This window comes from Actinosynnema sp. NPDC004786 (assembly GCF_053601135.1).
The window spans coordinates 57,789-81,107 of sequence record NZ_JBSGBG010000038.1; the positions used below are offsets into that span (position 1 = coordinate 57,789).

The window sequence follows — 23,319 nt, forward strand, 5'->3', positions numbered from 1 at the left end:
CGTCGACGTGTCCCGATCGTCATCGGGGATCGGGACGCGTTGACCGGTTGCGCGTGGCCAGGGCGGTCGCATCCGCTAGCGTTGGCCACCGACTCACGTACCTACGGCCCGTGCCAAGGGGGTTGGAAACTCCGATGAACGCTCCGCAGCCGCCAGGGAACCAGCAGTTCGGCGGTCAAAACCAGCAGGAGCAGGGGCAGGGTGCCCAGCCCCCGAACGCCGACGCGACGCAGGTCGTGCCGAGCGGTGGCCAGCCGCCTGCCTTCCCGCCGCCGGAGGCGACCCAGGTCGTGCCGTCCGGCCAGCAGCCCCCGTCGAACCCGGACGCGACGCAGGTCGTGGCGCCGGGCACGGGGCAGCAGCCGCCGTCGAACCCCTACGGCCAGCCGGCGCAGCAGCCGGGCTCCGGCGGGTTCCCGGCCCAGCAGCCGCCGCCCTACGGGCAGCAGCCGCCCGCGCAGTACGGCCAGCAGCCGTACGGGCAGCAGCCGCCGTCCAACCCGTACGGCCAGCCGCAGGCGAACCCGTACGCGCAGCAGCAGCCGTCCAACCCCTACGGCCAGCCCGCGGTGGCCAACCCGTACGGCCAGCCGCAGCAGGCGTGGGGCGCGCAGCCGGGCTACGGCGCGCAGCCCGCTTACGGCGCGCCCGCCGGCGGTTACGCGGAGTGGGGCAGCCGCGCGGTCGGCGCGTTGATCGACTACGCCGCGCCCGGCCTGGTCGTGGGCATCCTGGCGTTCATCGGCGGGGTCAGCGGCGACCCGACGATCGCGCTGATCCTGAGCGGCATCGCGTACCTGGGCCTGATCGGCTTCATCATCTACAACTCGTGGTACCTGGCGGGGACCACGGGGCAGTCGATGGGCAAGAAGATCGCCAAGGTGAAGCTGATCAAGGAGGAGACGGGGCAGCCGATCGGCTTCGGCAACGCCTTCGTCCGGCACCTGTGCCACTTCGTCGACTCGCTGCCCTGCTACGCGGGCTGGTTCGCGCCCCTGTGGGAGGTCAAGAAGCAGACGTGGGCCGACAAGATCATGGGCACGGTCGTGGTCAACGCGCCCCAGGCCGCGGGCCCCGGCGGCTACCCCGGCACGGGCGGGTACGGCCAGCAGCCGAACCCCTACGGCCAGCCGCCCGCGTCCAACCCGTACGGCCAGCCGCAGCAGCAGAACCCGTACGGCCAGCAGCCGCCCCAGCAGTGGTGAGGTAGCCCGCCTGTTCACCCGACCGCCCGTCGGCCATCCGGTCGACGGGCGGTTGATTTTTCGGCCGCCGTACCCTAGACGCATGACGGACACCGGCCACTACGGTTTCGCGACCAGGGCTATCCACGCCGGGCAGGACCCCGACCCGACCACGGGCTCGGTCATCGTGCCGATCCACGCCACCTCTACCTACGCGCAGGACGGCGTCGGCGGGCTGCGGAGCGGGTTCGAGTACTCCCGCACCGGCAACCCGACCCGTGCCGCGCTGGAGGAGTGCCTGGCGGCGCTCGAAGGCGGGCGGCACGCCAGGGCGTTCGGCTCCGGCATGGGCGCGACCGACGCGGCCCTGCGCGCCATGCTCCGTCCCGGCGACCACGTCGTGATCCCGAACGACGCCTACGGCGGCACGTTCCGGCTGATCGACAAGGTGCTGTCGCACTGGGGCGTCGAGCACACCCCGGCCGCGCTGTCCGACGTCGACGCGGTGCGTGCGGCGATCCGGCCGAACACCAAGGTGGTCTGGATCGAGACGCCGACCAACCCGCTGCTCAACATCGCCGACATCGCCCTGCTCGCGCAGGTGGCGCACTCGGCGGGGGCGCGGCTGGTGGTGGACAACACGTTCGCCTCGCCGTACCTGCAGACGCCGCTGGAGCTGGGCGCGGACGTGGTGCTGCACTCGACCACCAAGTACGTGGGCGGTCACTCGGACGTCGTCGGCGGGGCGCTGGTCACGTCGGACGACGAGCTGGACGCGCAGTTCGGGTTCCTGCAGAACGGCGCGGGCGCGGTGCCGGGGCCGTTCGACGCGTGGCTGACGCTGCGGGGCATCAAGACGCTCGAACTGCGCATGGAGAAGCACTCGGACAACGCCGAGAAGGTCGTCGAGGCGCTGCTGCGGCACCCCAGGGTCACCCGCGTGTACTACCCGGGCCTGCCCGACCACCCCGGCCACGAGGTCGCGGCGAAGCAGATGCGCCGGTTCGGCGGGATGATCTCGTTCACCGTGGAGGGGGGCGAGGAGGCGGCGCTGGCCGTCTGCGCCCGCACCCGCCTGTTCACGCTGGCCGAGTCGCTGGGCGGCGTGGAGTCGCTGATCGAGCACCCGGGCCGCATGACCCACGCCAGCACCGCCGGCTCGCTGCTGGAGGTCCCGTCCGACCTGATCCGCCTGTCCGTGGGCATCGAGTCCGCCGACGACCTGGTCACCGACCTGCTGACCGCCCTCTCCTGACCCGCGAGCCCAACGCCCAGCCCGCGCGTGTCCTACGTCGGGAACGCGTGAGTCCTACGTTCAGGACACCCGAATTCAACGTTCGGAACACCCGGCCCCCGCGCCCGACCACCTCGGGCGCGGGGGCCGTGGCGTTCTGAACGTTCAACTCGGGTGTTCCGAGCGTTGGACTCGGGTGTTCCGAGCGTTGGACTCACGCGTTCTGGACGTAGGACACGCGCGTTCTGGACGTAGGACACGCGCGACGCGAAGGGTGGACTCACGCGGTTCGGAGGTAGGGCACGCGGGGTCAGGTGCGGTTGTAGCGGAGGGCGGCGCGTTGTTTGGCCTTGGCGGCCTCGACCTCGCGGTCGCGGGGCGGGGCGTGGGTGACCAGGGATTCGAGTAGCACGCGGGTGGCCTCGGCCACCGCCTCGACGGCCGCGTCGAACGCCTCCTGGTTCGCCGCCGACGGACGCGTCGACCCGCTCACCTTGCGCACGTACTGCACCGCCGCCGCACGGACCTCGTCCTCGGTGGCGGGCGGTTCGAAGTTGTGGAGCACCCTGATGTTGCGACACATGGCTCCACTATCACCCCGGAACCGCCGGGGCCCAAGTCACGGCTGCACGTCGTACCGCGAATTCTCCACCCGCGTCACGGCGGGCAGGTCCTGCCCGTCCACGCACCCGCCGACGAACTGCACCGCGCCGTCGCGGTCCACGAACCGACCCGGGTCCGAGCACCCCGCGTGGGCCACGGTGAAGAAGGCCGCGCCGGTCAGCGCCACGGCCGTGGCGACCGCCCCGACGAGCGGGAGCACCGCGGTGACCCGTGCCGCGAGCGCCATGCCACCCTCCAGGTGAATGTGGTGTGAGACAACCCCGCACCGAGCGTACCGGTCCCGGCGCGCCTGGTACGGGCATCATCACCGTTCCGAACGCGAAAGGCCGGCCCGGGGGTTCCCGGACCGGCCCGCTGCCCGACCGCCCGCGGCGGTCGGGGACGCGTCAGAGGTTGCCCCGGCGCTCCTGCTCGCGCTCGATCGCCTCGAACAGGGCCTTGAAGTTGCCCTTGCCGAAGCCCAGCGACCCGTGCCGCTCGATCAGCTCGTAGAACACGGTCGGCCGGTCGCCGATCGGCTTGGTGAAGATCTGGAGCAGGTAGCCGTCCTCGTCCCGGTCGACCAGGATGCGGTGCTCCTTGAGCACCTCGATCGGCACGCGCACCTCGCCGATGCGCGCCCGCAGCTCCGGGTCGTCGTAGTACGAGTCCGGCGTCTCCAGGAACTCCACGCCGGCCGCCCGCATCGCGGTCAGGGTGGCCACGATGTCGTTGGTCGCCAGCGCGATGTGCTGCACGCCGGCGCCCTCGTAGAACTCCAGGTACTCGTCGATCTGCGACTTCCGCTTCGCCACCGCCGGCTCGTTGAGCGGGAACTTCACCCGGTGGTTGCCGTTGGAGACGACCTTGCTCATCAGCGCCGAGTAGTCGGTGGCGATGTCGTCGCCGATGAACTCCGCCATGTTCACGAAGCCCATCACCCGGTTGTAGAACTCGACCCAGTAGTCCATCCTGCCGAGCTCGACGTTGCCCACGCAGTGGTCGACCGCCTGGAACAACCGCTTGGGCGCGCCCTCGGGCCGCACGACCGTGCTCTCCCGCGCCTCGTAGCCGGGCAGGTACGGCCCGCGGTAGCGGGACCGGTCGACCAGGGTGTGGCGGGTCTCGCCGTAGGTCGCGATGGCCGCGACCCGGACGGTGCCGTGCTCGTCGGTCAGGTCGTGCGGCTCCTCCAGCACGGTCGCCCCCTGGGCGCGTGCGTGCTCGATGCACCGGTCGACGTCGGCGACCTCCAGCGCGAGGTCCACCACGCCGTCGCCGTGCCTGCGGTGGTGGTCGAGCAGCGGGCTGTCCGGGCTCACCCCGCCGTTGATCACGAACCGCGCCGAGCCGGACTTGAGCACGAACGACTTGTGGTCCCGCTGCCCGGTCTCCGGTCCGGCGTACGCGACGAGCTGCATCCCGAAGGCGACCTGGTAGAACCAGGCGGTCTGGGTCGCGTTGCCGACCACGAAGACCACGGCGTCCATCGAGCGGACGGGGAACGGGTCGCGCGTCCCGTCGTAGTCGACCAGGCCCACGAGTTGGCGGAGCTGGTCGTAGCTCACGTCGTCAAGCTGCTGCGTCATACCTCACAGCATGTGCAAGCCTGGGCAGGCTGAGCAACAGTCGCTCGATTCACTGGTCATTTTGTACAGTGGTTCATGGCTTCCGACGCGCAAGCTGAACACTCTGACCACGTCGTCGACGCCCTGGACGCCCGGCTGTTGCTGCTGCTCACCGACGAGCCCCGGCTGGGGGTGCTGGAGTGCTCGCGCCGGCTCGGCGTGGCCCGCGGCACGGTCCAGGCGCGGCTCGACCGGCTGGTGGCGCGCGGCGTGCTCACGGGCTTCCCGCCCGCGCTCGACCTGGCCGCGATGGGCTACGGGCTGACCGCGTTCGCCGTGCTGGAGATCGCGCAGGGCCGGCGGCACGAGGTGACCGAGGGCCTGGCCGCGATCAACGAGGTGTGCGAGGTGCACGCCACGACCGGGCAGGGCGACCTGTTCGTGCGGGTCGTGGCCCGGTCGAACGCCGACCTCCAGCGGGTGATCGACTCGATCGTGGACGTGCCGGGCGTGCAGCGGCTGTCCTCGTCGATCGCGCTGTCCACCCCCGTCCCGCCCCGCGTGCGGCCCCTGCTGGAACGCATCACGTGACGCGACAGCAGAAGGGCGGCCACCCCGCGTGGTGGCCGCCCTCCCGGTGTCTGGGGGTCAGCCGGAGTACGGCACGGCCTTGATCAGCGTGACCTTCATCGTGCTGCCGTTGGGCAGTTCGTACTCCCGGGCCTCGCCCTCCTTCGCGCCGAGCAACGCCTTGCCCAGCGGCGAGGAGGGGGAGTAGACCTCGAGCGCGCCGTGCGCGCCCTCCTCACGGGTGGCGAGCAGGAACTCCTCCGTCTCGTCGTCCCCGTCGTAACGCACGGTGAGCACCATGCCGGGCGCCGCGACGCCCGTCACCGTCGGCGCCTCGCCGACCTTGGCGACCCGCAGCAGCTCCTGCAGCTGGCGGATCCGGGCCTCCTGCTTGCCCTGCTCCTCGCGGGCCGCGTGGTACCCGCCGTTCTCCCGGAGGTCACCCTCCTCGCGACGCGCGTTGATCTCCGCAGCAATGACCGGGCGATTCTCGATCATCTCGTCCAGCTCAGCCTTGAGCCGGTCGTAGGCCTCCTGGGTCAGCCAGGTCACCTCAGTGTCGCTCACGGTCACCAACTCCTCGTCTTGCTCCGGCCCACGGCGTGGGCTGGCAGTTCCCGGGCGCACCAGCCCGGAACGGAAAAACACGGCCCGCGTCGGGGCCGTGCTGAAAGGCCAGAGTAACACGCGGAGAACGTTCGCCCCCGGCGTTTTGTTCCCGGATCGGCCGGTAAAGCCGCAGATCACCCGCTTGGCCGCTACCTCGTGGACAGGTACGCCGGAACCTGGTAGGAGCAGCCGAACACCTCGCCCGTGACCGGCGGTTTGGACGTCCTCAGCACGGTCGTGGCCCGCACCGTGCCCGCTCCGGGCTCCACCAGCACCTCGCGCCGGCCCGCCTCGTCGCCGTCCTCGGACCGGGCGCGCACGATGCACACGACCGGCTGCTCCGGGGTCTGCCTGACCACCTCGAACGTGATCTCGACCGAGTCGTCGCCCTGGACGGTGAACGCGGTCTGCTTGGCCTCGACGGGCATGGTGCCGAGGTTGCGGTAGCCCACCCAGGCGACGACCCCGCCCACCAGCACCGCGATCACGGGCAGTGACCAGCGCGCCCACCGGGGCAGGGGCCTGCGGGGCTTGCCGTACCGACCCTCCGGCAGTGCCACTGTGCCAAGCCCTCCCGCCCGTGGGGAACAATGTCCCTCGACCACCGCGTTGAGTGTCGCAGGGACCGGACCGGACCGGTTCGGCAGGGGCGAGGAGGAGCACCACCGTCATGGTTGAGAAGCTGCGCATGATGGCGGTGCACGCGCACCCCGACGACGAGTCGAGCAAGGGCGCCGCGACGATGGCCCGCTACGTCGCGGAGGGTCACGAGGTGATGGTCGTGACCTGCACCGGCGGCGAGGCCGGCAGCGTGCTCAACCCCGCCCTCGACCGCCCCGAGGTGCTGGCGAACATCACCGAGCTGCGGCGCGCCGAGATGGCCCGCGCGGTCGAGATCCTGGGCGTGCAGCACCGCTGGCTCGGGTTCGTGGACTCCGGCCTGCCCGAGGGCGACCCGCTGCCGCCGCTGCCCGAGGGCTGCTTCGCGCTGGTCCCGCTGGAGGAGTCGACGCCGAAGCTGGTCGAGGTGATCCGCGAGTTCCGGCCGCACGTGATCGTCACCTACGACGAGAACGGCGGCTACCCGCACCCCGACCACATCCGCTGCCACGAGGTGTCGGTGGCCGCGTTCGACGCGGCGGGCGACCCGGAGCGCTACCCCGAGCTGGGCGAGCCGTGGCAGCCGCTGAAGCTGTACTACTCGCACGGCTTCTCGCGGGCCAAGCTGCTGGCCTTCCACGAGGCCATGCTGGCGGAGGGCCTGGAGTCCCCGTACGCCGAGTGGCTGGCGAGCTGGCCCACCGACAAGCCGGACGTGATCGAGCGGGTCACCACGCGCGTCGAGTGCGCCGACTACTTCCCGGTGCGCGACGAGGCCCTCAAGGCCCACGCCACCCAGATCGACCCGGAGAGCCGCTGGTTCGCCGTGCCGCGCGAGTTGCAGCGCAGGGTGTGGCCGACGGAGGAGTACGAGCTGGCGCGGTCGCTGGTGGACAGCACCGTGCCCGAGGACGACCTGTTCGCGGGCGTCCGTGAGAGGGTGACCGCGTGACCTCGTTCGACCCGATCCCGTGGGAGCAGACCACGGCGGTCGTCCTGGCCCAGCAGCCGTCCACCGACAAGGACCCGGGCGGCCAGCAGGAGGACTTCGGCAAGTCCTCCCCGCTGGGCCTGCTCATGCTGGTGCTGTTCTTCATCGCCGTGTTCTTCCTGGTCAAGTCGATGAACAAGCACCTGAGGAAGCTGCCCGCGTCCTTCGACGAGCCGGCCGACCGGTCCGACGCCGAGCCGGAGGCGAAGGCCGGCAACGGCAAGGGCAAGGGCGAGCAGGACTAGCCGAAGGCCAGCTCCACCACCCCGGAGCGGCACCACGCCACCAGGCGGCCGTCGGGCCGCCAGGCCAGGTTGACGACCCCCGAGTCCAGGTCGGTCCCGAGCAGGCGGCGGGCCCGGCCGCCGCGCGGGCACGACCACACCGCCAGGCGGCCGTTGCCGTCGCCGACCGCCACGAACGCCTGCCCACCGCGCACGGCCAGCGCCACCTCGGCGGCCGCCGTGGTCGTGACCGGCCAGGGCGTCGCCCACGGCGTGAACGCGTCACCGGTCAGCGCGTGCACCGCCACCCGCGCGGTGCGGCCGACGGAGAGCGTGGCCACCACCGGCTCGTCGCCGTGGTCGAGCGCGAACCGCTGCACCGGCTCCGGTGACGTGGCGAGCAGCGGCAGCCCACCCCGCGCGGGCACGGCGAACAGCAGCAGCCCCCGCCGGTGGGTGGCGAGCAGCCTCGGCCCGCCGGCGGCGCGGTGGAAGGCCCCCTGGGTCGGCCCGGGGTACTCGTCCACGAGGGTGTCGGCGCTGCGCGCGAACTCGCGCAACCGCCCCCACCTCGGCCGGAAGCACCGGATCCGTCCCGCGCCGTCCAGGTGCGCCACCACCCGGCCGTCGTGCACGGCGATCGCGGACCACATGCCGGACGCGCCGAGGAAGCCGGTGGCCACGCGTCGCCGCCGCGCCCCGCGCCGGACCCACGCCTCCAGCACCCCGGAGGCGGTCTGCGCGGCGACGGTGTCGCCGTGGACGGCGACGTCGGTGATCCGGTCCTCGTGCGTGCGCCGGCCGAGCCCGGCCGCCAGCGGCGGCAGCCCCGGTTCGACCAGCACGGCGGCCGTGGAGCCGTCCCGGGACGAGCCGATCGCGGCGAGGCGTCCGTCACCGGTCGGGAACAGCCGCGTGGCCGGGAGGTGCCGCGACGCGTCCCACGGCGGCGGGGCCTCCGGTTCGGGCGCGTCCCGGTCGAACTCCCACAGGCGGACCCGGCCGTCCGTCCCCGCCGACAGCACGACCGGTCGTCCCTCCGGGCCGGTACCGACGGCGAGCGCGCGCACGCCCGCCTCCCGGCTGCGCCCGGTCGGCCCGGCGGGGGTGAGGGTGTCGCGCAGCCACCACGCCGACACGCCGACCACGTCCGCCGTCGCCACGACCACCTCGCCGCCGGGCAGCCGCCCCTCCGCGACCGCCGTGGGCGCGACGCCCGCGAGCCCGGGTTCCCGGATCAGCCCCCGGTCGGTCACGCCGAAGCAGGCGAGGTCGGTGTCCTCGCGGCACAGGAGCAGCAGGCGGCCGTCCGGACGGGTGACGAACCAGGTGCCCTCCTGCCGCCAGGCGACCCGGACCCGCGGGCCGACCCGCACCAGCCGGTCGTCCGTCACCCGGTAGAGCGACAGCCCCGTGGTGCTCCGGGTGACCGCGAACACCACGCCGTCCTGGACGCCCAGCGCCGGCGGGCGGAACAGGATCTCGTCGGAGGTGTCCACCCGGTCGAGCACGACCGGCGCGTCACCGGTCCAGTCGACCAGGCGCAGCGTGCCCTGGCGGGTGAGGGCGGCGAACAGCCTCCCGGCCGCCGCCACGCCCCCCGAGACGGCGGCGGGGCCGATCTCCAGCGCCCCGGTCTCCCGCGGCCCGTCGGCGAGCGACCACTTGCGCAGCGCGCCGTCCGCGACGGTCAGCGCGACCTCCCCGTCGTCGGTCACCGCGCGGGAGAGCCACTGGTGGTGCTCGACCGCCTCGCCGGCGACCTCCGCCACCGGGTCGAGCCGGTAGTCCCGGAACCGGTGCAGCACCACCCGGTCGTGGTTGACCTCGAACGCGCCGGGCTCGCCGGCCGCGTCCAGCCACAACCCCACGTCGGCCGACGCGAGCAGCTGCGCGAGCACCTGGTGCGGCTCCTCGCCGCGCCAGGCGAGCACGTCCGCGCGCCACGGCAGGGTGAACCGCCCGGCGAGCCGGTCGGCCAGGCCCGGGAACCCGAGCTGCCGCGCGGTCAGGGCGAGCCGCGCCGCGCGGTCGGGCACGTCGAGGTCGGCGAGGTGGTGGCCCGCCTTGCGGTAGACGTGGGCGTGCGCCCTGGCCCGCGCGGACGCCACGTGGGGCAGGTGCGGCAGGAGCCGCCCGGTCGGCGCGACGACGAGGAAGCCGACGTCCTCCACCAGCTCGTCCAGCCGGCCGGCCGCGGCGGCGTGGTGCGCCAGGTGCTCGCGGACGTACTCCGGCGCGTCCTCCCACCGGTCGACCCGGCGGCGCAGGGTCTCGTAGACCACCGGCTCCGCGCCGGGCCGCCCCGCCCGGAACGCGTCGTCCAACGCCTGGTGGAACAGCCGGAACGTGCCGCCCGCCTGCTCGACCAGGTAGCCCGCCGCGGACGTGAGCACCTCGCGCAGGTCGTGCGGGGTGTAGGAGCCGGCGCTCAGCGCGTTCGCCAGGTCGAGCCACAGCGGCCCCTCCGGCAGGCCCGCGCCCTGGGCGAACGCCAGCGGCGCCAGCAGGTCCCGCGCCACCCTCGGCCGGTCGAACCGCACGGTCAGGTAGTCGTCGACGGCCGCCGCGACGCTGGTCGGCAGGCGCCGCGCGCCGGTCAGGCACGCCAGCTGCGCGATCAGGAAGTTCCCGCCCGCGTGCCGGGCGATCGCCGCCGCCCGCGCCGGGTCGCCGACCCGGCGTTCCGCGTACCGCACCACGTCCCGGTGGTCGAGGTAGGACCCGGAGTCGAGGTCGAGCACCACGGGGTTGCCGAGCCGGGCGGGCAGCGCGCCCCGCACGCCGACGCGCGTGCCGACCACGACGTGCCGGTCGCCGTGCGCGGCGAGGCGGCTCAGCATGGTCGCGATGGCCTCCGGCGCGTCGCCCGCCGCCTCGTCCAGCGCGTCCACCACGACCGACACCGGGCCGCACCGCCGCAGCAGCTCGGTCGGGTCGGCCGCGTCGACCTCGGCGGCGTCGGCGATCGCGCGCACCACGTCCGCGAGCGTCCGGCCCCGGGCGTGCACGGCGACCGTGACGCCGCCGACCGGGGGCAGGGCGACGTCGGGCGGCAGGGTGTCCGCGGGCACCAGCGACCGGGCCGCCCGGTCGGCCAGCACGACCGTCCGCGCGAGCACGGCGCTCTTGCCGCTGCCCGGCCCGCCGACCACGGCCCGCACCCGCCCGTCGGCCGGTCCGCCCAGGTAGAGCGCGAGTTCGGTCAACGCCCGGTGGCGGCCGACGAAGTGCCACACGTCCGTCGGCTCGTGCGGTTCGACGCCGCGCGCCCGGGGCAGCCAGTGGGTGTCGAAGGCGTCGTCCAGGTCGACGCGCCAGCCGGTGTGGTCGGCGGCCGGCGGCCACCGCCGGACGATCTCCTCGACCGGGACGAGGTTCCCGCCGCCCACCGCCGGGTGCGCCGTGACGACGATGCCCACCACGGCGTGCAGCACGTCGTCCCACACGGGCGCGCCGGAGAACCCGCGGTCGATGCGGTGGCCGGAGGTGTGCTCCAGCTGCACCCAGTTCGGGCCGACCCGGCCGCCGAGCCGCCCGCGCGACTCGGTGTGGTGCCCGCCCGCGAACCCCTGCACCACGTACGGGTGATCGCCGAGCGCGGCGGGCGCGCGCAGGGGCGCGCGGACCGCCCCCGGCACCGGCGCGGCCAGCCGCAGCACGGCCAGGTCGCCCTCCTCGACCGGGTCCCGGAACTCGACCGTGGCGGCCACCTCGACCCCGAGGTGCACCAGCGCCACGTGCACGTGGTCGTCCGGCACGACGTGCGCGCACGTCAGGACGAGGTCGGGCGCGACGAGCACGCCGGCGCCGGCGTCACCCACCCGGGCCAACCAGGGCGGGCGTTCCCGGTAGCTGGCGCGCACGACCACCGACCCTACTGCGCGTACCAGACCCGGCGGGCGGGGACGGACACGATCTCGCGCTCCGGGTAGCGCAGCGCGGTGAGCCGGCCGCCGAACACGCAGCCCGTGTCCAGGCACAGGGTGCCGTTCACCCATTCCGGTTCCTCGACCGGCGTGTGTCCATACAGGACCGTCGCCGCGCCCCGGTAGTCCCGCGCCCACGGGTAGCGGACCGGGAAGCCGCGCGCGTCGATCTCCCCCGTGGTCACGCCCCACAGGGCGAGGGCCCGCGCCCGCGCCGACCCGCGGCCGTGGTGCCGCTCCGGCAGCCCGGCGTGGGCGACGACGAGCCTCCCGCCGTCGAGCACGTAGTGCGGGACCAGGGCGTCGCAGAACGCGAGCACCTCGGCGCGGAACGCGGGCGTCTCGCGCTCCAGCCGGCTCAACGAGTGCTCCAGCCCGTGGTTGACCTGGACGTCGTGGCCCTTCAGCGCCCGGACCAGCTTCTCCTCGTGGTTGCCCCGCACCGAGAGGGCGTGGCCCGCCGCCACCATGGCCATCACCAGCCGCAGCACGCCGGGCGTGTCCGGCCCGCGGTCGACCAGGTCGCCCACGAACACCGCCTTGCGGCCGTCCGGGTGCCCGCCCTCGGCGGAATGGCCCAGCTCGCGCAGCAGGTGGACGAGTTCGACGCGACACCCGTGCACGTCGCCGACCACGTCGAACGGCCCGGTCTCGTGCCGCAGGTCGTGGGGTGACGGGTCGGCGGGCCCCGACGGGCCGGCGGAAGGCTCCATGCGACCAGTCTGGTCGACCGGTCCGGGGGTTGGCCGGGAATTACTGTGGAGCCATGACGAACCGGCTCGCGTCCTCGACCAGCCCGTACCTGCTCCAGCACGCCGACAACCCGGTGCACTGGTGGCCGTGGTCGCCGGAGGCGTTCGCGGAGGCGCGGGAACGGAACGTGCCCGTGCTGCTGTCGGTCGGGTACGCGGCGTGCCACTGGTGCCACGTGATGGCGCACGAGTCGTTCGAGGACGAGGCCACCGCCGCGTTCATGAACGAGCACTTCGTGAACGTGAAGGTGGACCGCGAGGAGCGGCCGGACGTGGACGCGGTCTACATGGCGGTCACGCAGGCGCTCAGCGGGCACGGCGGCTGGCCCATGACGTGCTTCCTGACCCCGGACGGCGAGCCGTTCTACGCGGGCACCTACTACCCGCCGTCGCCCCGGCCGGGCATGCCGTCGTTCCGGCAGGTGCTGGAGGCCATCGACCACGCGTGGCGCGAGCAGGGCGACGAGGTGCGCGAGTCGGCGGCGGGCATCGTGGCGCAGCTCGCGTTCAAGCCGCTGCCGCAGTCCACTGTGGACGACGAGGTGCTGGCGGGCGCGGTGGTGTCGCTGCTCGGGCACTTCGACCGGGTCAACGCCGGGTTCGGCGGCGCGCCGAAGTTCCCGCCGTCGATGGTGCTGGAGTTCCTGCTGCGCCACCACGAGCGGACCGGGTCGGTGGAGGCGCTGTCGATGGCGCGCGCGACGGGCGACGCGATGGCCAACGGCGGGCTGTACGACCAGCTGGCGGGCGGGTTCGCGCGGTACAGCGTGGACGCGGCGTGGGTCGTGCCGCACTTCGAGAAGATGTTGTACGACAACGCTTTGCTGCTGCGCTTCTACACGCACCTGAGCCGCCGGGACGACAACCCCCGGTACCGCGGGGTCGCGCGGGAGACGGCCGAGTTCCTGCTCCGCGACCTCGGCACCCCGGAGGGCGGGTTCGCCGCCTCGCTGGACGCGGACACCGAGGGCGTCGAAGGGGCGACCTACGTGTGGACGCCCGCGCAGTTGGTCGAGGTGCTGGGGTTGTCGACCGGAGCGCGCGCCGCGGCGCTGTACGGCGTGACGGACGAGGGCACGTTCGAGCACGGCGCCTCGACGTTGCGGATGCTCGGCACGCCGGACCCGGAGATCGCCGCCCGGCTGCTGGAGGCCCGGGACCGGCGGCCGCAGCCGGGGCGCGACGACAAGGTCGTCACGGCCTGGAACGGGATGGCGATCCAGGCGCTGGCCGAGGCCGGCGCGGTGTTCGGCGAGCCCCGCTGGGTCGAGGCGGCGGCGCGGGCGGCCCGGCTCGTCCTGGACGTGCACCTGGTCGACGGGCGGCTCCTGCGCACCTCCCGGCACGGCGTGGCCGGCACGGCGGCGGGCGTGCTGGAGGACTACGGCTGCTTCGCCGACGGCCTGCTGGCGCTGCACCAGGCCACCGGCGACACCGAGTGGTTCACCGTCGCGTGCGGGCTGCTCGACACGGCGCTGGCGCGGTTCGCGGGGGAGGAGCCCGGCGTCTACCACGACACGGCCGACGACGCGGAGGCGTTGGTGCAGCGGCCGTCGGACCCGTCCGACAACGCGAGCCCGTCCGGCGCGTCGGCGCTGGCCTCGGCGCTGGTGGCGGCGTCCGTGCTGGGCGGGCCGTCGCACTACCGCGACGCCGCCGAGGCGGCCGTGGCGCGGGCCGGGCTGCTGGCCGCCCGCGAACCCCGGTTCGCCGGCCACTGGCTGAGCGTCGCCGAGGCGCTGGCGCTGGGTCCCGTGCAGGTGGCCGTGGTCGGCGACGCGCCGGACCTGGTGCGGACCGCGTGGCACGGCGTGCACGGCGGTGGCGTGGTCGTGGCGGGCGCGCCGGGCTCGGCGCCGCTGCTGGCCGACCGGCCCCTGGTCGACGGCGGTGCGGCGGCCTACGTGTGCCGCGGCTACGTGTGCGACCGGCCCGTCACGTCGGTGGCCGACCTCACCGCGGCCCTCGCCGTCCACCGTTAGCGAACCACCCTGGCGGTCCGGTGACCGCGGCGTAGCGTCGGCATCGACGTAATCATGTAATCGAGGTGCGAGATGCGACGTGGATGGGGTGGCCGGGGCGGTTGGCAGCAGGCCGACCAGCCCCCGGCGGACGACGCGGCGGCCTGGTTCGCGGGCCGGCTGCCCGACGGCTGGTTCACCGAACCGCCGGTCGTGACGGTGGACCGCGAGGAGATCGTGGTCGTGGGCACGCTGCCCGCGCTGCCGGACGGGTTCGCCGACGACGCCGAGCGGGCGGCGGCCGAGGCGGGCCGGATCAGCCGGTTCCGGGAGGAGACGCGGGACGAGCGGATCGCGATCGCCCGCCAGGCCGAGCACCGCTACCGGCGCAAGGTCGCCTGGGGCGCGCGGCTCGGCGGCACGGAGGAGCTGTTCACCACGCTGTCGGCGCCCGTGATGACCCGGTTGCGGCAGCCCGAGCGCCGGGTGCTGGACACGCTGGTCGCGGCCGGGGTGGCGCGGTCCCGGTCGGAGGCGCTGGCGTGGGCCGTGCGGCTGGTCGGCGAGCACGCCGACGCGTGGCTGACCGAGCTGCGGGAGGCGATGACCCGGGTGGACGACCTGCGCGCGCAGGGACCGGACCTGGCGTGACCGACCGGGCGGGGACGAGGGCTTCGACCGCGGGCACCTACGACCTGGCGTGGCGGCTCGACCCGGCGTCGCCGCAGGTCAGGGGCCGCACCACCATCCGCTTCGCCGGGGCGCGGGAGCGGGTCGACCTCGCGGCCGACCGGGTGCTCGCCGCGTCCCTCAACGGCCGACCGGTGCGCCCGGACTCGTCGCCGACCGGGGGCGACGGCGACAACGTGCTGCGGGTGGAGGCGCTGTTCCCGTTCCGCGACCGGGGCTTCCGGCGGGTGGTCGACCCGGCCGACGGCCAGGTCTACCTGTACGCGACGAACTTCCCCGACGCCGTGTCGCGCACCATGGGCGGGTTCGGCGATCCCGGCGACCGGGCGGACGTGGCGCTGACCGTGACCGTGCCGCCGTCGTGGAGGTGCCTGGCGAACGGCCGGGCCGTGGTCGACGCGGGCGCGGTCCGCACGTTCACCCCGGTGGCGTCGATCGCGCGGTCCACCGTCGCGGCGGCGGCCGGCCCGTTCGCCCGGGTGGACGAGTCCGTGCACGTGCCGAGGTCGCGGGCGGCCGTGGACGGGGCCGCCGTCGCGGACGTGGTGACCAGCGCGATCGCGTTCTACGAGAATCTGCTGGGCCCGTACCCGTACGCCAAGTGCGATGTCGTGTTCGTGCCGGGGCTGTCCTCGCTGGCCCTGTCCACACCGGGCCTGATCCTGGTCGACCTGCCCGTCCTGGACCGCCTCGACGACCCCCGCTACGCGACGGTCGTCCTCGGCCACGAGGTGGCGCACGCCTGGGTCGGCAACCTGGTCGACTTCCCGGCCCCGCTGACGGAGGGCCTGGCCACCTACCTGAGCAGGCTCTTCGCCGAGCACACCGGCCCGTGGGACGACCTGCCGGACCACTCCCTCCCGGACCGCCCGTACCGCCCCCACCTGGACCGCGTCCGCGCGGTGGAGGCCGCCGTCGGCCGCCCGGCCCTGCTGCGCGGCCTGCGCGCCGCGCTGACCGACCTCGCCCACGGCCGTGGGACGGAAGCCGACCTCACCACCCGCTGGGTCGCGGCTCAGGAGTAGATGGCGAACCAGGTGACGCCGCGAGTCGCCCGCTTGTCGATGCCTTATGTCGACCTCGGCCGCAGTGATCGCGACATCCAAACCGCACGGGCGTTGTTACAGCAGCCCTCTGGTCGACGATATAGGTGTGTGGGCAGCGACGCAACTAATGGAAAAGTTCACGCCGACTCTGTTCCTCCGCCCCTGAGTCGCAAAGCGATCGCCATAAGTGCGGTGCTCGCATTCGGGGGAGGAGTTCTTGCGGTCGTGCTTCTCCTGTTGTTTCTCGGCGGTGGCTCGGAAAGCGACCGGAACAAACTTGATGTTGTCCGAACGGCGGCCAGCATAGTCGTGGGCACAGGAGGTGCTGCGGCACTTCTCTTGGCTGCGCGTCGGCAGCGCTACACCGAGTTGGCGTTAGTTCACCAATATCAGTTGCTCGATCATCAGCGCGAAGTGGCGAACCGGGCGGATTCGGATGCCGCAGAGCGGCGGATCCTTGAATCCTACACCAAGGCTGCCGAGCAGTTGGGTAGTGACAAGGCGGCGGTCCGCCTGGCTGGCGTATATGCGCTCGAGCGCTTGGCCGGCGCTTCTGCCCCCATGCGGGTGACAGTGTTGGGCCTGCTGTGCGCGTATCTTCGGATGCCGTTCGTCCCGCCCTCCAAGATTCCGGACCTGGGTCCTCCGACGCTGTCTTCTCGCAGGTCCTTAGGCGAGGTGGCGGCCGATAGGGCGGCGCACTCAAGCGATTCGGACCAGGCGCGCTCAGAAGAATTGGAGGTTCGACTGGCTGTGCAGGACGTGATCGCAAGGCACCTCAGGCCCCGGGCCGGAGTAAGTCGAAGTCGGGATTTCTTCTGGACTCCGGAAGACTCCCATGTCTACGTGAACCTCGCCGGTGCGACGTTGATCCAGTTTTCGATCAGGGAGTCCACACTCGGCTCGGTCAACTTCAGTGCCGCAACGTTCTACGGTAACACACTACTCGACTACAACGACTTCAGCGGCTTTGCCGACTTTCGTGACTGCACGTTCCGCGGACTTGCGTGGTTCAACGACTCGACGTTTCGCGATCGCGTGGTGTTCGCCGATGTCGCGATGATGTGGCCAGCGATCTTCCGGAAGGCCCGTTTCGAGCACATGGCGTTCTTCGAGGATAGCTCTTTCAGTGCTCCGGCGGACTTCAAAGGTGCCTACTTCGAGCGAGTGGTAGATTTCTCCAGGGTCAAGTTCGCGGACGACCTGGACTTCTCGGAGGTGGTGTTCGAAGTTCCTCCGGATCTCTCCGGTGTGAAGGTCGCCGGCACTGCTCGGAAGATCATTCCGGCTTCATGGGGAAGTCGTGTTGTCGATCCGGTCGACAGCGGTGAAGAAGACGTCTGGTGGACCCTGGACGCAACGCCCGACCGGTCTGACGGCGAGGGGGCCGCGGCTCACGAGTAGATCGCGAACCAGATCGCGATGTAGTGGCACAGCGCCGCCAGCACGGTCGCCGCGTGGAAGAACTCGTGGTAGCCGAACACCTGCGGCCAGGGGTTGGGCCAGCGCGAGGCGTAGAACACCGCGCCCGCGGTGTAGAGCAGGCCGCCCACGAGCAGCAGCACGAGCGCCGCCACGCCCACGTGGTGCAGCAGGTCCGGCAGCACGAACACCGCCACCCAGCCCAGCGCGATGTAGATCGGCACCCCGAGCCACCTCGGCGCGTGCGGCCAGGCGAGCTTCAGGGTCACGCCGCCCAGCGCGCCCAGCCACACCACCAGCAGCACCACGTTGCCCGTGTCCGGGGGCATGGCCAGCAGCGCGAACGGCGTGTACGTGCCCGCGATGAACACGAAGATCATCGAGTGGTCGAGCCGCTTCATCCACGTCCGCGCCCGCACGCTCACCCAGTTCACCCGGTGGTACAGCGCGCTGACGCCGAACAGGCCGAGCACCGTCGCCCCGTACACGGACGTGGCGAGCGCGGCCTTCGCCGACACGGTCGCCGCGGCGAGGGCGATCAGGGTCGCACCCGTCGCCACGGAGACGACGAACGACCAGAGGTGCAGCCAGCCCCGCAGACGAGGCCGCAGGGCGGGCTCGGGTGGCTGAGGGCGAGTCGACGTGGTCACGGTCCGAGGTTACGGGAGCGTAGGTGGCCGGGCAGCACACGGCGGCGTGACCGCGGCCACCCGGCGTACGCTCTTCCAGCGTGGGTCTTCGCGAGCGCATCAAGGACAAGCTCCTCCTGCCGGTCTACGAGTACCGGCTGAACCGGTGGCTCGACGGCAAGCAACGACCACGTCACGTCGGCGTGGTGCTCGACGGCAACCGCCGCTGGGCCAAGGAGGCGGGCTTCACCGACGTCGCGCACGGCCACCGCGCCGGCGCGCGGAAGATCCTGGAACTGCTGAACTGGTGCCGTGACGCCGAGGTCGAGGTCGTCACGCTGTGGATGCTGTCCACCGACAACCTGAACCGGCCCGCCGAGGAGCTGGAACCGCTGCTCGACATCATCGCCGACATCGTGGACGAGCTGGCCGAGCCGGGGAACCCGTGGCGCATCCGGCACGTCGGCGCGCTGGACCTGCTGCCCACGGAGACCGCCGCCCGCCTGTCCGCCGCCGCGCTGCGCACCAAGGGCCGCACCGGCCTGGAGGTCAACGTCGCGGTCGGCTACGGCGGCCGGCAGGAGATCGCCGACGCGGTCCGCAAGCTGCTGCAGAAGCACGCCGAGTCCGGCGGCACGATCGAGGAGCTGGCCGAGGTCCTCGACGTCGACCACATCGCCGAGCACCTCTACACGTCCGGTCAGCCCGACCCGGACCTGCTCATCCGCACGTCGGGGGAGCAGCGGCTGTCCGGGTTCATGCTGTGGCAGTCCGCGCACTCCGAGTTCTGGTTCACCGAGGCGTACTGGCCCGAGTTCCGCCGCACGGACTTCCTGCGGGCCCTGCGCGACTACGCCGTCCGCCACCGCCGCTTCGGCTCCTAGCCCCCGGCCGTCCCGGCGTCCCCACCTCCGGCCCGCACTCCCGGACAACGCCCCCGGACAACGCCCGAGGGCGGCACCCCCCGACCGGGAAGTGCCGCCCTCGAGAACTCCAGCGTTGGGGCTCAGTCCTCCGAGCTGTTGTCCCCGGCCGCGTCCGAGTCGTTGTCGTCGTTGTCGGTCGCGATGCAGTAGCTCTCGTCGTTGTTCGAGAGGATCGGGATCGCGATGACGTTGACCTCGAGCTCGCAGAGGTTGACCTGGCTCAGCAGGTCGGAGTCGTTGCCGAAGTTGATGAGGCCGAACTGGTCGGCGACCGTCTCCTCGTCCGCGTCGTCGTCGAAGTACTGCTGGTTGTGCAGTTCACCGATGGCGGTGTAGTGGCCGTCGTCGTAGTCCCCGTGCGGAGTCGCGAACGCGGGGGAGCCCAACAACATGAGACCGGCCGCGGCGATGGCGACGGCACCTGCCTTCTTGAACATGTAAACACACTCCTCTAGTGGGGAATTGATGTGACGCCCATAACCTTGCTCGCTCGATCCGAGCATTCGGGGAGTCTGCGGCTCAGGCGGTTTGCCCTTGCTCAGGTAACCTACTGGTCGGCGTTGTGGATCGCACCCGGATGAACACCATCGTGTGAAAGCGTTCTTTTCCGGTTTTAGTTATCGGGGGCGGGAATCCGGACACCGTGTCCTGAATTCCCGCCGTCCATTCCGCGGGGTGCGCCCGGTGCGCCGTCACCGGTCCGCACGCCCACCCTCCGCCACCGGGCACGTCCGGGGCCCGGCGGCGGGATCCGGCGGATCAGCCCTCGGAGCTGTTGTCCCCGGCGTCGTCCGAGTCGTTGTCGTCGTTGTCCGACGTCAGGCAGAGGTTCTCGTCGTTGTTCGAGAGCACCGGGATGCCGAGGACCGCGTTGACCTCGACCTCGCAGATGCTCAACTGGCTCGCGACGTCGGAGTCGTTGCCGAGGTTCAGCAGGCCGAACTGGTCGGCGATCGTGGTGTCGCCCGAACCGTCCTCGAAGTACTGCTGGTTGTGGAGCTGCCCGATGGCGGTGTAGTGGCCGTCGTCGAAACTCGGCCCGCGCCCGTCTTCGTGGGGTTCGCCGGTGACGGCGAACGCGGGAGCGCCCACCAGCATCAGTCCGGCCACGACCGCGGCGAGCGTACCTGCCTTCTTCAGCACTTCACACTCCTCAATGCGGGTTTCCCCGGTCGATCCAGCGTTGTTCCGAAGCCGGATGTGGTTGCCTGTCCGGCAAACTACCGAATCCCCGGCCCCGCGTGGATCTCGATAACACCATTGTGTGATCCATCGATGGTGGTTGTCCCTCGTTACGGTGTCGTTCGCCGCCACAATTCGTCGCCACCGTTCCACTGTGGTAAACCGGGCGGTCATCTCGTAGGGTCTGCAGTCCGTGGACGCCGACCGGATCGTGCGTGAGTACCTGTTGCTCGGGCTGCGCCTGGACCGGCTGTCGCCGGGCCTGGTCGACTCGTTCACCGGCGACCGCGCCCTGCGCCGCGCCGTGGACGTGGAGCCGAGGCCGCACCCGGCCGCGCTGAGCCGGCAGGCCGCGCTGCTGCGCCGCGAACTGGCGGGCGCCGACCTGGCGCCGGACCGCAAGCGGTTCCTGGACGCCCACCTGGTGGCCGTCGAGACGATCGCGCGCAAGCTCGCCGGCGTGCGCGTCGGGTTCGTGGAGGAGGTGCGGGCGTACTTCCAGGTCGACATCCGCCCCGGCCACCCCGACACCTACCGCCGCGCGCACGCCGCCCTGGCCGAGGTGCTGCCCGGCCGCGGCACCCCGGCCCGGCGGCTGGCCGAGCACCGCGCCCGCGACGAGGTGCCGCGGGGCCGGCTCGCGCACGCCGTGCACGCCCTGTCCGGCGCGCTGCGCGACCGCGTGCGGCAGCGGTTCGAGCTGCCCCCGGACGAGGTGGTGGAGTACGAGATCGTCACCGACAAGCCGTGGAGCGGGTTCAACCACTACCTCGGCGGCTTCCGGTCGCGCGTGGCGATCAACGCCGACCTGGGCCACCGGATGTCGAGCCTGCCGCAGCTCGTCGCGCACGAGTCCTACCCCGGCCACCACACCGAGCACTGCCGCAAGGAGGTGGGCCTGGTCGGCAAGCGCGGGCACGCCGAGCAGGCGTTGTTCCTGATCAACACGCCGCAGTGCCTGATGGCCGAGGGCATGGCCGAGCTGGGCCTGCACGCCGTGGTCGGGGCGGGCTGGGGCCGCTGGGCCGAGGAGGTCCTGGCCGACCTGGGCCTGCGGATGGACGGCGAGCTGAGCGAACGGGTCGAGAACGCGCTGGCCGGGCTGCTCACCGTCCGCCAGGACGCGGCCCTGATGCTGCACGACCGGCGCGCCCACCCCGACGACGTGGTCGACTTCCTGTGCCGCTGGCTGCTGGTGCCCGAACGCCGCGCCCGCCAGATGCTGCGCTTCCTCGGCGACCCGCTGTGGCGGGCGTACACCACGACGTACGTGGAGGGCGTGCGCCTCGTCCGCGCGTGGCTGGACCTCGGCGCGGAGACCCTGGGCGACCGCTATCTGAGACTGCTGGACCAACCACTGGTGCCGGCGGCGTTGGCGGAGGAGGTCGCCGCCGCGGTGCCCTGGCTGCCCCGTGACCGCGGGTGACCGACCGGCCGTCACCGGCCGTACCGGCTCTGAGCTGGGCGGACGACGCGCGTTGGGCCGATGTGGCGGTCCCGTGCCGCCCTTCGGCACCCGCGGTGGTCCTGTTTCACAGGTTTGCGGCCGGGTGACGAGTTGACGAATCACCTGTGTGGCTGCCTGCATAAGAGGGACCGGCGGAGGTAACTTCCGGTTGGCGGGACGCGTCCACTGCGGACCGCGCAGGGAGGCCCTGATCGTGGCGGTATGCGCGAGGGGGCCGGCACCCGGCCCTCGTGGCCGGCACGTCCCCGGCTAGGGGGCGGTCCGGTCGATCGGGGTGGTGCCTGGCCCAGCGAGGAGCGGACGCGGGTGCCGCGTTCGTGAGGGAGTTGCCGTGAACGCACGACGACCCGCGAGCCGTTCCTCAGGCTCATCGCGCAGCACGTCCCGGCGCCGTGGCGCGCCGACGACCAACACGTACGTGGTGGACACGTCCGTGCTCCTCTCAGACCCCCTGGCCACCACGCGGTTCGCCGAGCACGAGGTCGTGCTGCCGCTCGTGGTGATCAGCGAGCTGGAGGGCAAGCGGCACCACCCGGAACTCGGGTGGTTCGCCCGGGAGGCGCTGCGCCTGCTCGACGACCTGCGCCTGCGGCACGGCCGGTTGGACCACCCGGTCCCGATCGGCGAGGCCGGCGGCACGCTGCGCGTCGAGCTCAACCACTCCGACCCGGAGGTGCTGCCCGCGGGTTTCCGCACGGACTCCAACGACGCCCGCATCCTGGCCTGCGCGCTCAACCTCGCGGCCGACGGCAACGCGGTCACGCTGGTCACCAAGGACATGCCGCTGCGGGTCAAGGCCGGCGCGGTCGGGCTCGCCGCGGAGGAGTACCGGGCCCACGACGTGACGCTGTCGGGGTACTCCGGGATGTCCGACGTGGACGTCGACCAGTCCGTGGTGGACGCGCTGTACCGCGACACCGTGATCGACCCGGCGCTGTTCGACCTGGCGCACGTCGCCGAGCTGCCCTGCCACAGCGGGTTGCGGCTGCTGGCGGGCACGTCCAGCGCGTTGGGCCGGGTCACGCCGGACAAGCAGGTGCGGCTCGTGCGCGGCGACCGCGAGGCGTTCGGGCTGCACGGCCGGTCCGCCGAGCAGCGCGTGGCGCTGGACCTGCTGCTCGACACCGAGGTCGGCATCGTCTCGCTGGGCGGACGGGCCGGCACCGGGAAGTCGGCGCTCGCGCTGTGCGCGGGGCTGGAGGCGGTCATGGAGCGCCGCCAGCACCGCAAGGTCGTGGTGTTCCGCCCCCTGTACGCGGTGGGCGGCCAGGAGCTGGGCTACCTGCCCGGCTCCGAGAGCGAGAAGATGCAGCCGTGGGCGCAGGCGGTGTTCGACACCCTCGGCGCGCTGGTCAGCCAGGACGTCGTCGAGGAGGTCATGGACCGCGGCATGCTGGAGGTCATGCCGCTGACCCACATCCGCGGCCGGTCGCTGCACGACTCGTTCGTGATCGTGGACGAGGCGCAGTCGCTGGAGCGCAACGTGCTGCTCACCGTGCTGTCGCGGTTGGGCGCCAACTCGCGGGTGGTGCTCACGCACGACGTGGCGCAGCGCGACAACCTGCGCGTCGGGCGGCACGACGGCGTGGCGGCCGTGATCGAGAAGCTGAAGGGCCACCCGCTGTTCGCGCACGTCACGCTGACCCGCTCGGAGCGCTCGCCGATCGCCGCGCTGGTCACCGAGATGCTGGAGGACTACGCCTCCTGACGGCCGGTCCGGGAGGGGCCCCG

General features: G+C 72.5%; 21 protein-coding genes and 1 pseudogene. 12 read left to right on the plus strand and 10 right to left on the minus strand.

Annotated features, from left to right (window positions below; all coding sequences use genetic code 11):
- Positions 1–134 precede the first annotated feature (134 nt).
- Together ACWEFJ_RS28680 and ACWEFJ_RS28685 are read left to right on the plus strand one after the other, a co-directional pair.
- Complete coding sequence (locus tag ACWEFJ_RS28680) at positions 135–1,205, plus strand: RDD family protein (RefSeq protein WP_449715629.1); 1,071 nt, start codon at positions 135–137, stop codon at positions 1,203–1,205.
- An 82-nt stretch (positions 1,206–1,287) separates the two neighbouring features.
- Positions 1,288–2,439, plus strand: coding sequence for a cystathionine gamma-synthase (locus tag ACWEFJ_RS28685; RefSeq protein WP_378097003.1), 1,152 nt, complete (start codon positions 1,288–1,290; stop codon positions 2,437–2,439).
- Positions 2,440–2,728: 289 nt separating this feature from the next.
- Here ACWEFJ_RS28685 and ACWEFJ_RS28690 read toward each other — a convergent pair whose 3' ends face one another.
- The 3 genes from ACWEFJ_RS28690 to hppD all read right to left on the minus strand — a co-directional run bounded on the left by ACWEFJ_RS28690 (position 2,729) and on the right by hppD (position 4,610).
- Positions 2,729–3,001, minus strand: a complete 273-nt coding sequence (locus tag ACWEFJ_RS28690) for a DUF2277 domain-containing protein (RefSeq protein WP_378091420.1) — start codon at positions 2,999–3,001, stop codon at positions 2,729–2,731.
- Between the two features lie 36 nt (positions 3,002–3,037).
- On the minus strand, positions 3,038–3,268 hold the full coding sequence (locus tag ACWEFJ_RS28695; protein WP_378091422.1) for a hypothetical protein: 231 nt from the start codon (positions 3,266–3,268) through the stop codon (positions 3,038–3,040).
- 160 nt (positions 3,269–3,428) lie between these two features.
- A complete protein-coding gene (gene hppD / locus ACWEFJ_RS28700) occupies positions 3,429–4,610 on the minus strand; it encodes a 4-hydroxyphenylpyruvate dioxygenase (protein ID WP_449715630.1) in 1,182 nt (393 codons plus the stop codon).
- A gap of 75 nt (positions 4,611–4,685) precedes the next feature.
- Here hppD and ACWEFJ_RS28705 point away from each other — a divergent pair, with 75 nt between their 5' ends.
- Positions 4,686–5,180 carry an Lrp/AsnC family transcriptional regulator gene (locus tag ACWEFJ_RS28705; RefSeq protein WP_449715631.1) on the plus strand — a complete coding sequence of 165 codons (495 nt, stop codon included), beginning with the start codon at positions 4,686–4,688 and terminating at the stop codon, positions 5,178–5,180.
- A 57-nt stretch (positions 5,181–5,237) separates the two neighbouring features.
- Here ACWEFJ_RS28705 and greA read toward each other — a convergent pair whose 3' ends face one another.
- The gene (gene greA, locus ACWEFJ_RS28710; protein WP_233814179.1) at positions 5,238–5,732 is read right to left on the minus strand and encodes a transcription elongation factor GreA; all 495 of its coding nucleotides are present in this window, start codon (positions 5,730–5,732) and stop codon (positions 5,238–5,240) included.
- A gap of 185 nt (positions 5,733–5,917) precedes the next feature.
- Positions 5,918–6,328 carry a DUF4307 domain-containing protein gene (locus ACWEFJ_RS28715; protein WP_378091428.1) on the minus strand — a complete coding sequence of 137 codons (411 nt, stop codon included), beginning with the start codon at positions 6,326–6,328 and terminating at the stop codon, positions 5,918–5,920.
- Positions 6,329–6,438: 110 nt separating this feature from the next.
- On the opposite strand from ACWEFJ_RS28715, the gene mca reads away from it, so the two are divergent.
- Together mca and ACWEFJ_RS28725 are read left to right on the plus strand one after the other, a co-directional pair.
- A complete protein-coding gene (gene mca / locus ACWEFJ_RS28720) occupies positions 6,439–7,320 on the plus strand; it encodes a mycothiol conjugate amidase Mca (protein ID WP_378091430.1) in 882 nt (293 codons plus the stop codon).
- Positions 7,317–7,604, plus strand: a complete 288-nt coding sequence (locus ACWEFJ_RS28725; protein ID WP_378091432.1) for a hypothetical protein — start codon at positions 7,317–7,319, stop codon at positions 7,602–7,604. The genes mca and ACWEFJ_RS28725 overlap by 4 nt, the downstream gene beginning before the upstream one ends.
- On the opposite strand, the gene ACWEFJ_RS28730 is transcribed toward ACWEFJ_RS28725, so the two are convergent.
- Both ACWEFJ_RS28730 and ACWEFJ_RS28735 read right to left on the minus strand, forming a co-directional pair.
- On the minus strand, positions 7,601–11,449 hold the full coding sequence (locus ACWEFJ_RS28730) for a trypsin-like peptidase domain-containing protein (protein ID WP_449715632.1): 3,849 nt from the start codon (positions 11,447–11,449) through the stop codon (positions 7,601–7,603). The two genes, ACWEFJ_RS28725 and ACWEFJ_RS28730, sit on opposite strands and share 4 nt — an antisense overlap.
- 20 nt (positions 11,450–11,469) lie before the next feature.
- Positions 11,470–12,171, minus strand: a pseudogene (locus tag ACWEFJ_RS28735) (metallophosphoesterase); the annotation flags it as partial.
- Between the two features lie 107 nt (positions 12,172–12,278).
- Here ACWEFJ_RS28735 and ACWEFJ_RS28740 point away from each other — a divergent pair.
- From ACWEFJ_RS28740 to ACWEFJ_RS28755, 4 genes are all read left to right on the plus strand, one after another.
- Positions 12,279–14,246 carry a thioredoxin domain-containing protein gene (locus ACWEFJ_RS28740; protein ID WP_449715633.1) on the plus strand — a complete coding sequence of 656 codons (1,968 nt, stop codon included), beginning with the start codon at positions 12,279–12,281 and terminating at the stop codon, positions 14,244–14,246.
- 72 nt (positions 14,247–14,318) lie between these two features.
- Complete coding sequence (locus ACWEFJ_RS28745) at positions 14,319–14,876, plus strand: hypothetical protein (protein WP_449715634.1); 558 nt, start codon at positions 14,319–14,321, stop codon at positions 14,874–14,876.
- Entirely contained in the window at positions 14,873–15,940 is a 1,068-nt protein-coding gene (locus ACWEFJ_RS28750; RefSeq protein WP_449715635.1) for a M1 family aminopeptidase, read from the plus strand. The genes ACWEFJ_RS28745 and ACWEFJ_RS28750 overlap by 4 nt, the downstream gene beginning before the upstream one ends.
- On the plus strand, positions 15,941–17,365 hold the full coding sequence (locus ACWEFJ_RS28755; protein WP_449715636.1) for a pentapeptide repeat-containing protein: 1,425 nt from the start codon (positions 15,941–15,943) through the stop codon (positions 17,363–17,365).
- Here the strand turns inward: ACWEFJ_RS28755 and trhA are convergent.
- Entirely contained in the window at positions 17,356–18,033 is a 678-nt protein-coding gene (trhA, locus tag ACWEFJ_RS28760) for a PAQR family membrane homeostasis protein TrhA (protein ID WP_378091442.1), read from the minus strand. The genes ACWEFJ_RS28755 and trhA overlap by 10 nt on opposite strands.
- Before the next feature lie 116 nt (positions 18,034–18,149).
- On the opposite strand from trhA, the gene ACWEFJ_RS28765 reads away from it, so the two are divergent.
- The gene (locus ACWEFJ_RS28765) at positions 18,150–18,896 is read left to right on the plus strand and encodes an isoprenyl transferase (protein ID WP_378091483.1); all 747 of its coding nucleotides are present in this window, start codon (positions 18,150–18,152) and stop codon (positions 18,894–18,896) included.
- A gap of 122 nt (positions 18,897–19,018) precedes the next feature.
- Here ACWEFJ_RS28765 and ACWEFJ_RS28770 read toward each other — a convergent pair whose 3' ends face one another.
- Both ACWEFJ_RS28770 and ACWEFJ_RS28775 read right to left on the minus strand, forming a co-directional pair.
- On the minus strand, positions 19,019–19,375 hold the full coding sequence (locus tag ACWEFJ_RS28770) for a hypothetical protein (protein ID WP_378091444.1): 357 nt from the start codon (positions 19,373–19,375) through the stop codon (positions 19,019–19,021).
- Positions 19,376–19,697: 322 nt separating this feature from the next.
- Positions 19,698–20,081 carry a hypothetical protein gene (locus tag ACWEFJ_RS28775; RefSeq protein ID WP_378091446.1) on the minus strand — a complete coding sequence of 128 codons (384 nt, stop codon included), beginning with the start codon at positions 20,079–20,081 and terminating at the stop codon, positions 19,698–19,700.
- A 232-nt stretch (positions 20,082–20,313) separates the two neighbouring features.
- Between ACWEFJ_RS28775 and ACWEFJ_RS28780 the strand changes: the two genes are divergently transcribed.
- Together ACWEFJ_RS28780 and ACWEFJ_RS28785 are read left to right on the plus strand one after the other, a co-directional pair.
- Positions 20,314–21,546, plus strand: a complete 1,233-nt coding sequence (locus tag ACWEFJ_RS28780) for a DUF885 domain-containing protein (RefSeq protein WP_449715637.1) — start codon at positions 20,314–20,316, stop codon at positions 21,544–21,546.
- Between the two features lie 460 nt (positions 21,547–22,006).
- Positions 22,007–23,296, plus strand: a complete 1,290-nt coding sequence (locus ACWEFJ_RS28785) for a PhoH family protein (protein ID WP_378091485.1) — start codon at positions 22,007–22,009, stop codon at positions 23,294–23,296.
- Positions 23,297–23,319 lie beyond the last annotated feature (23 nt).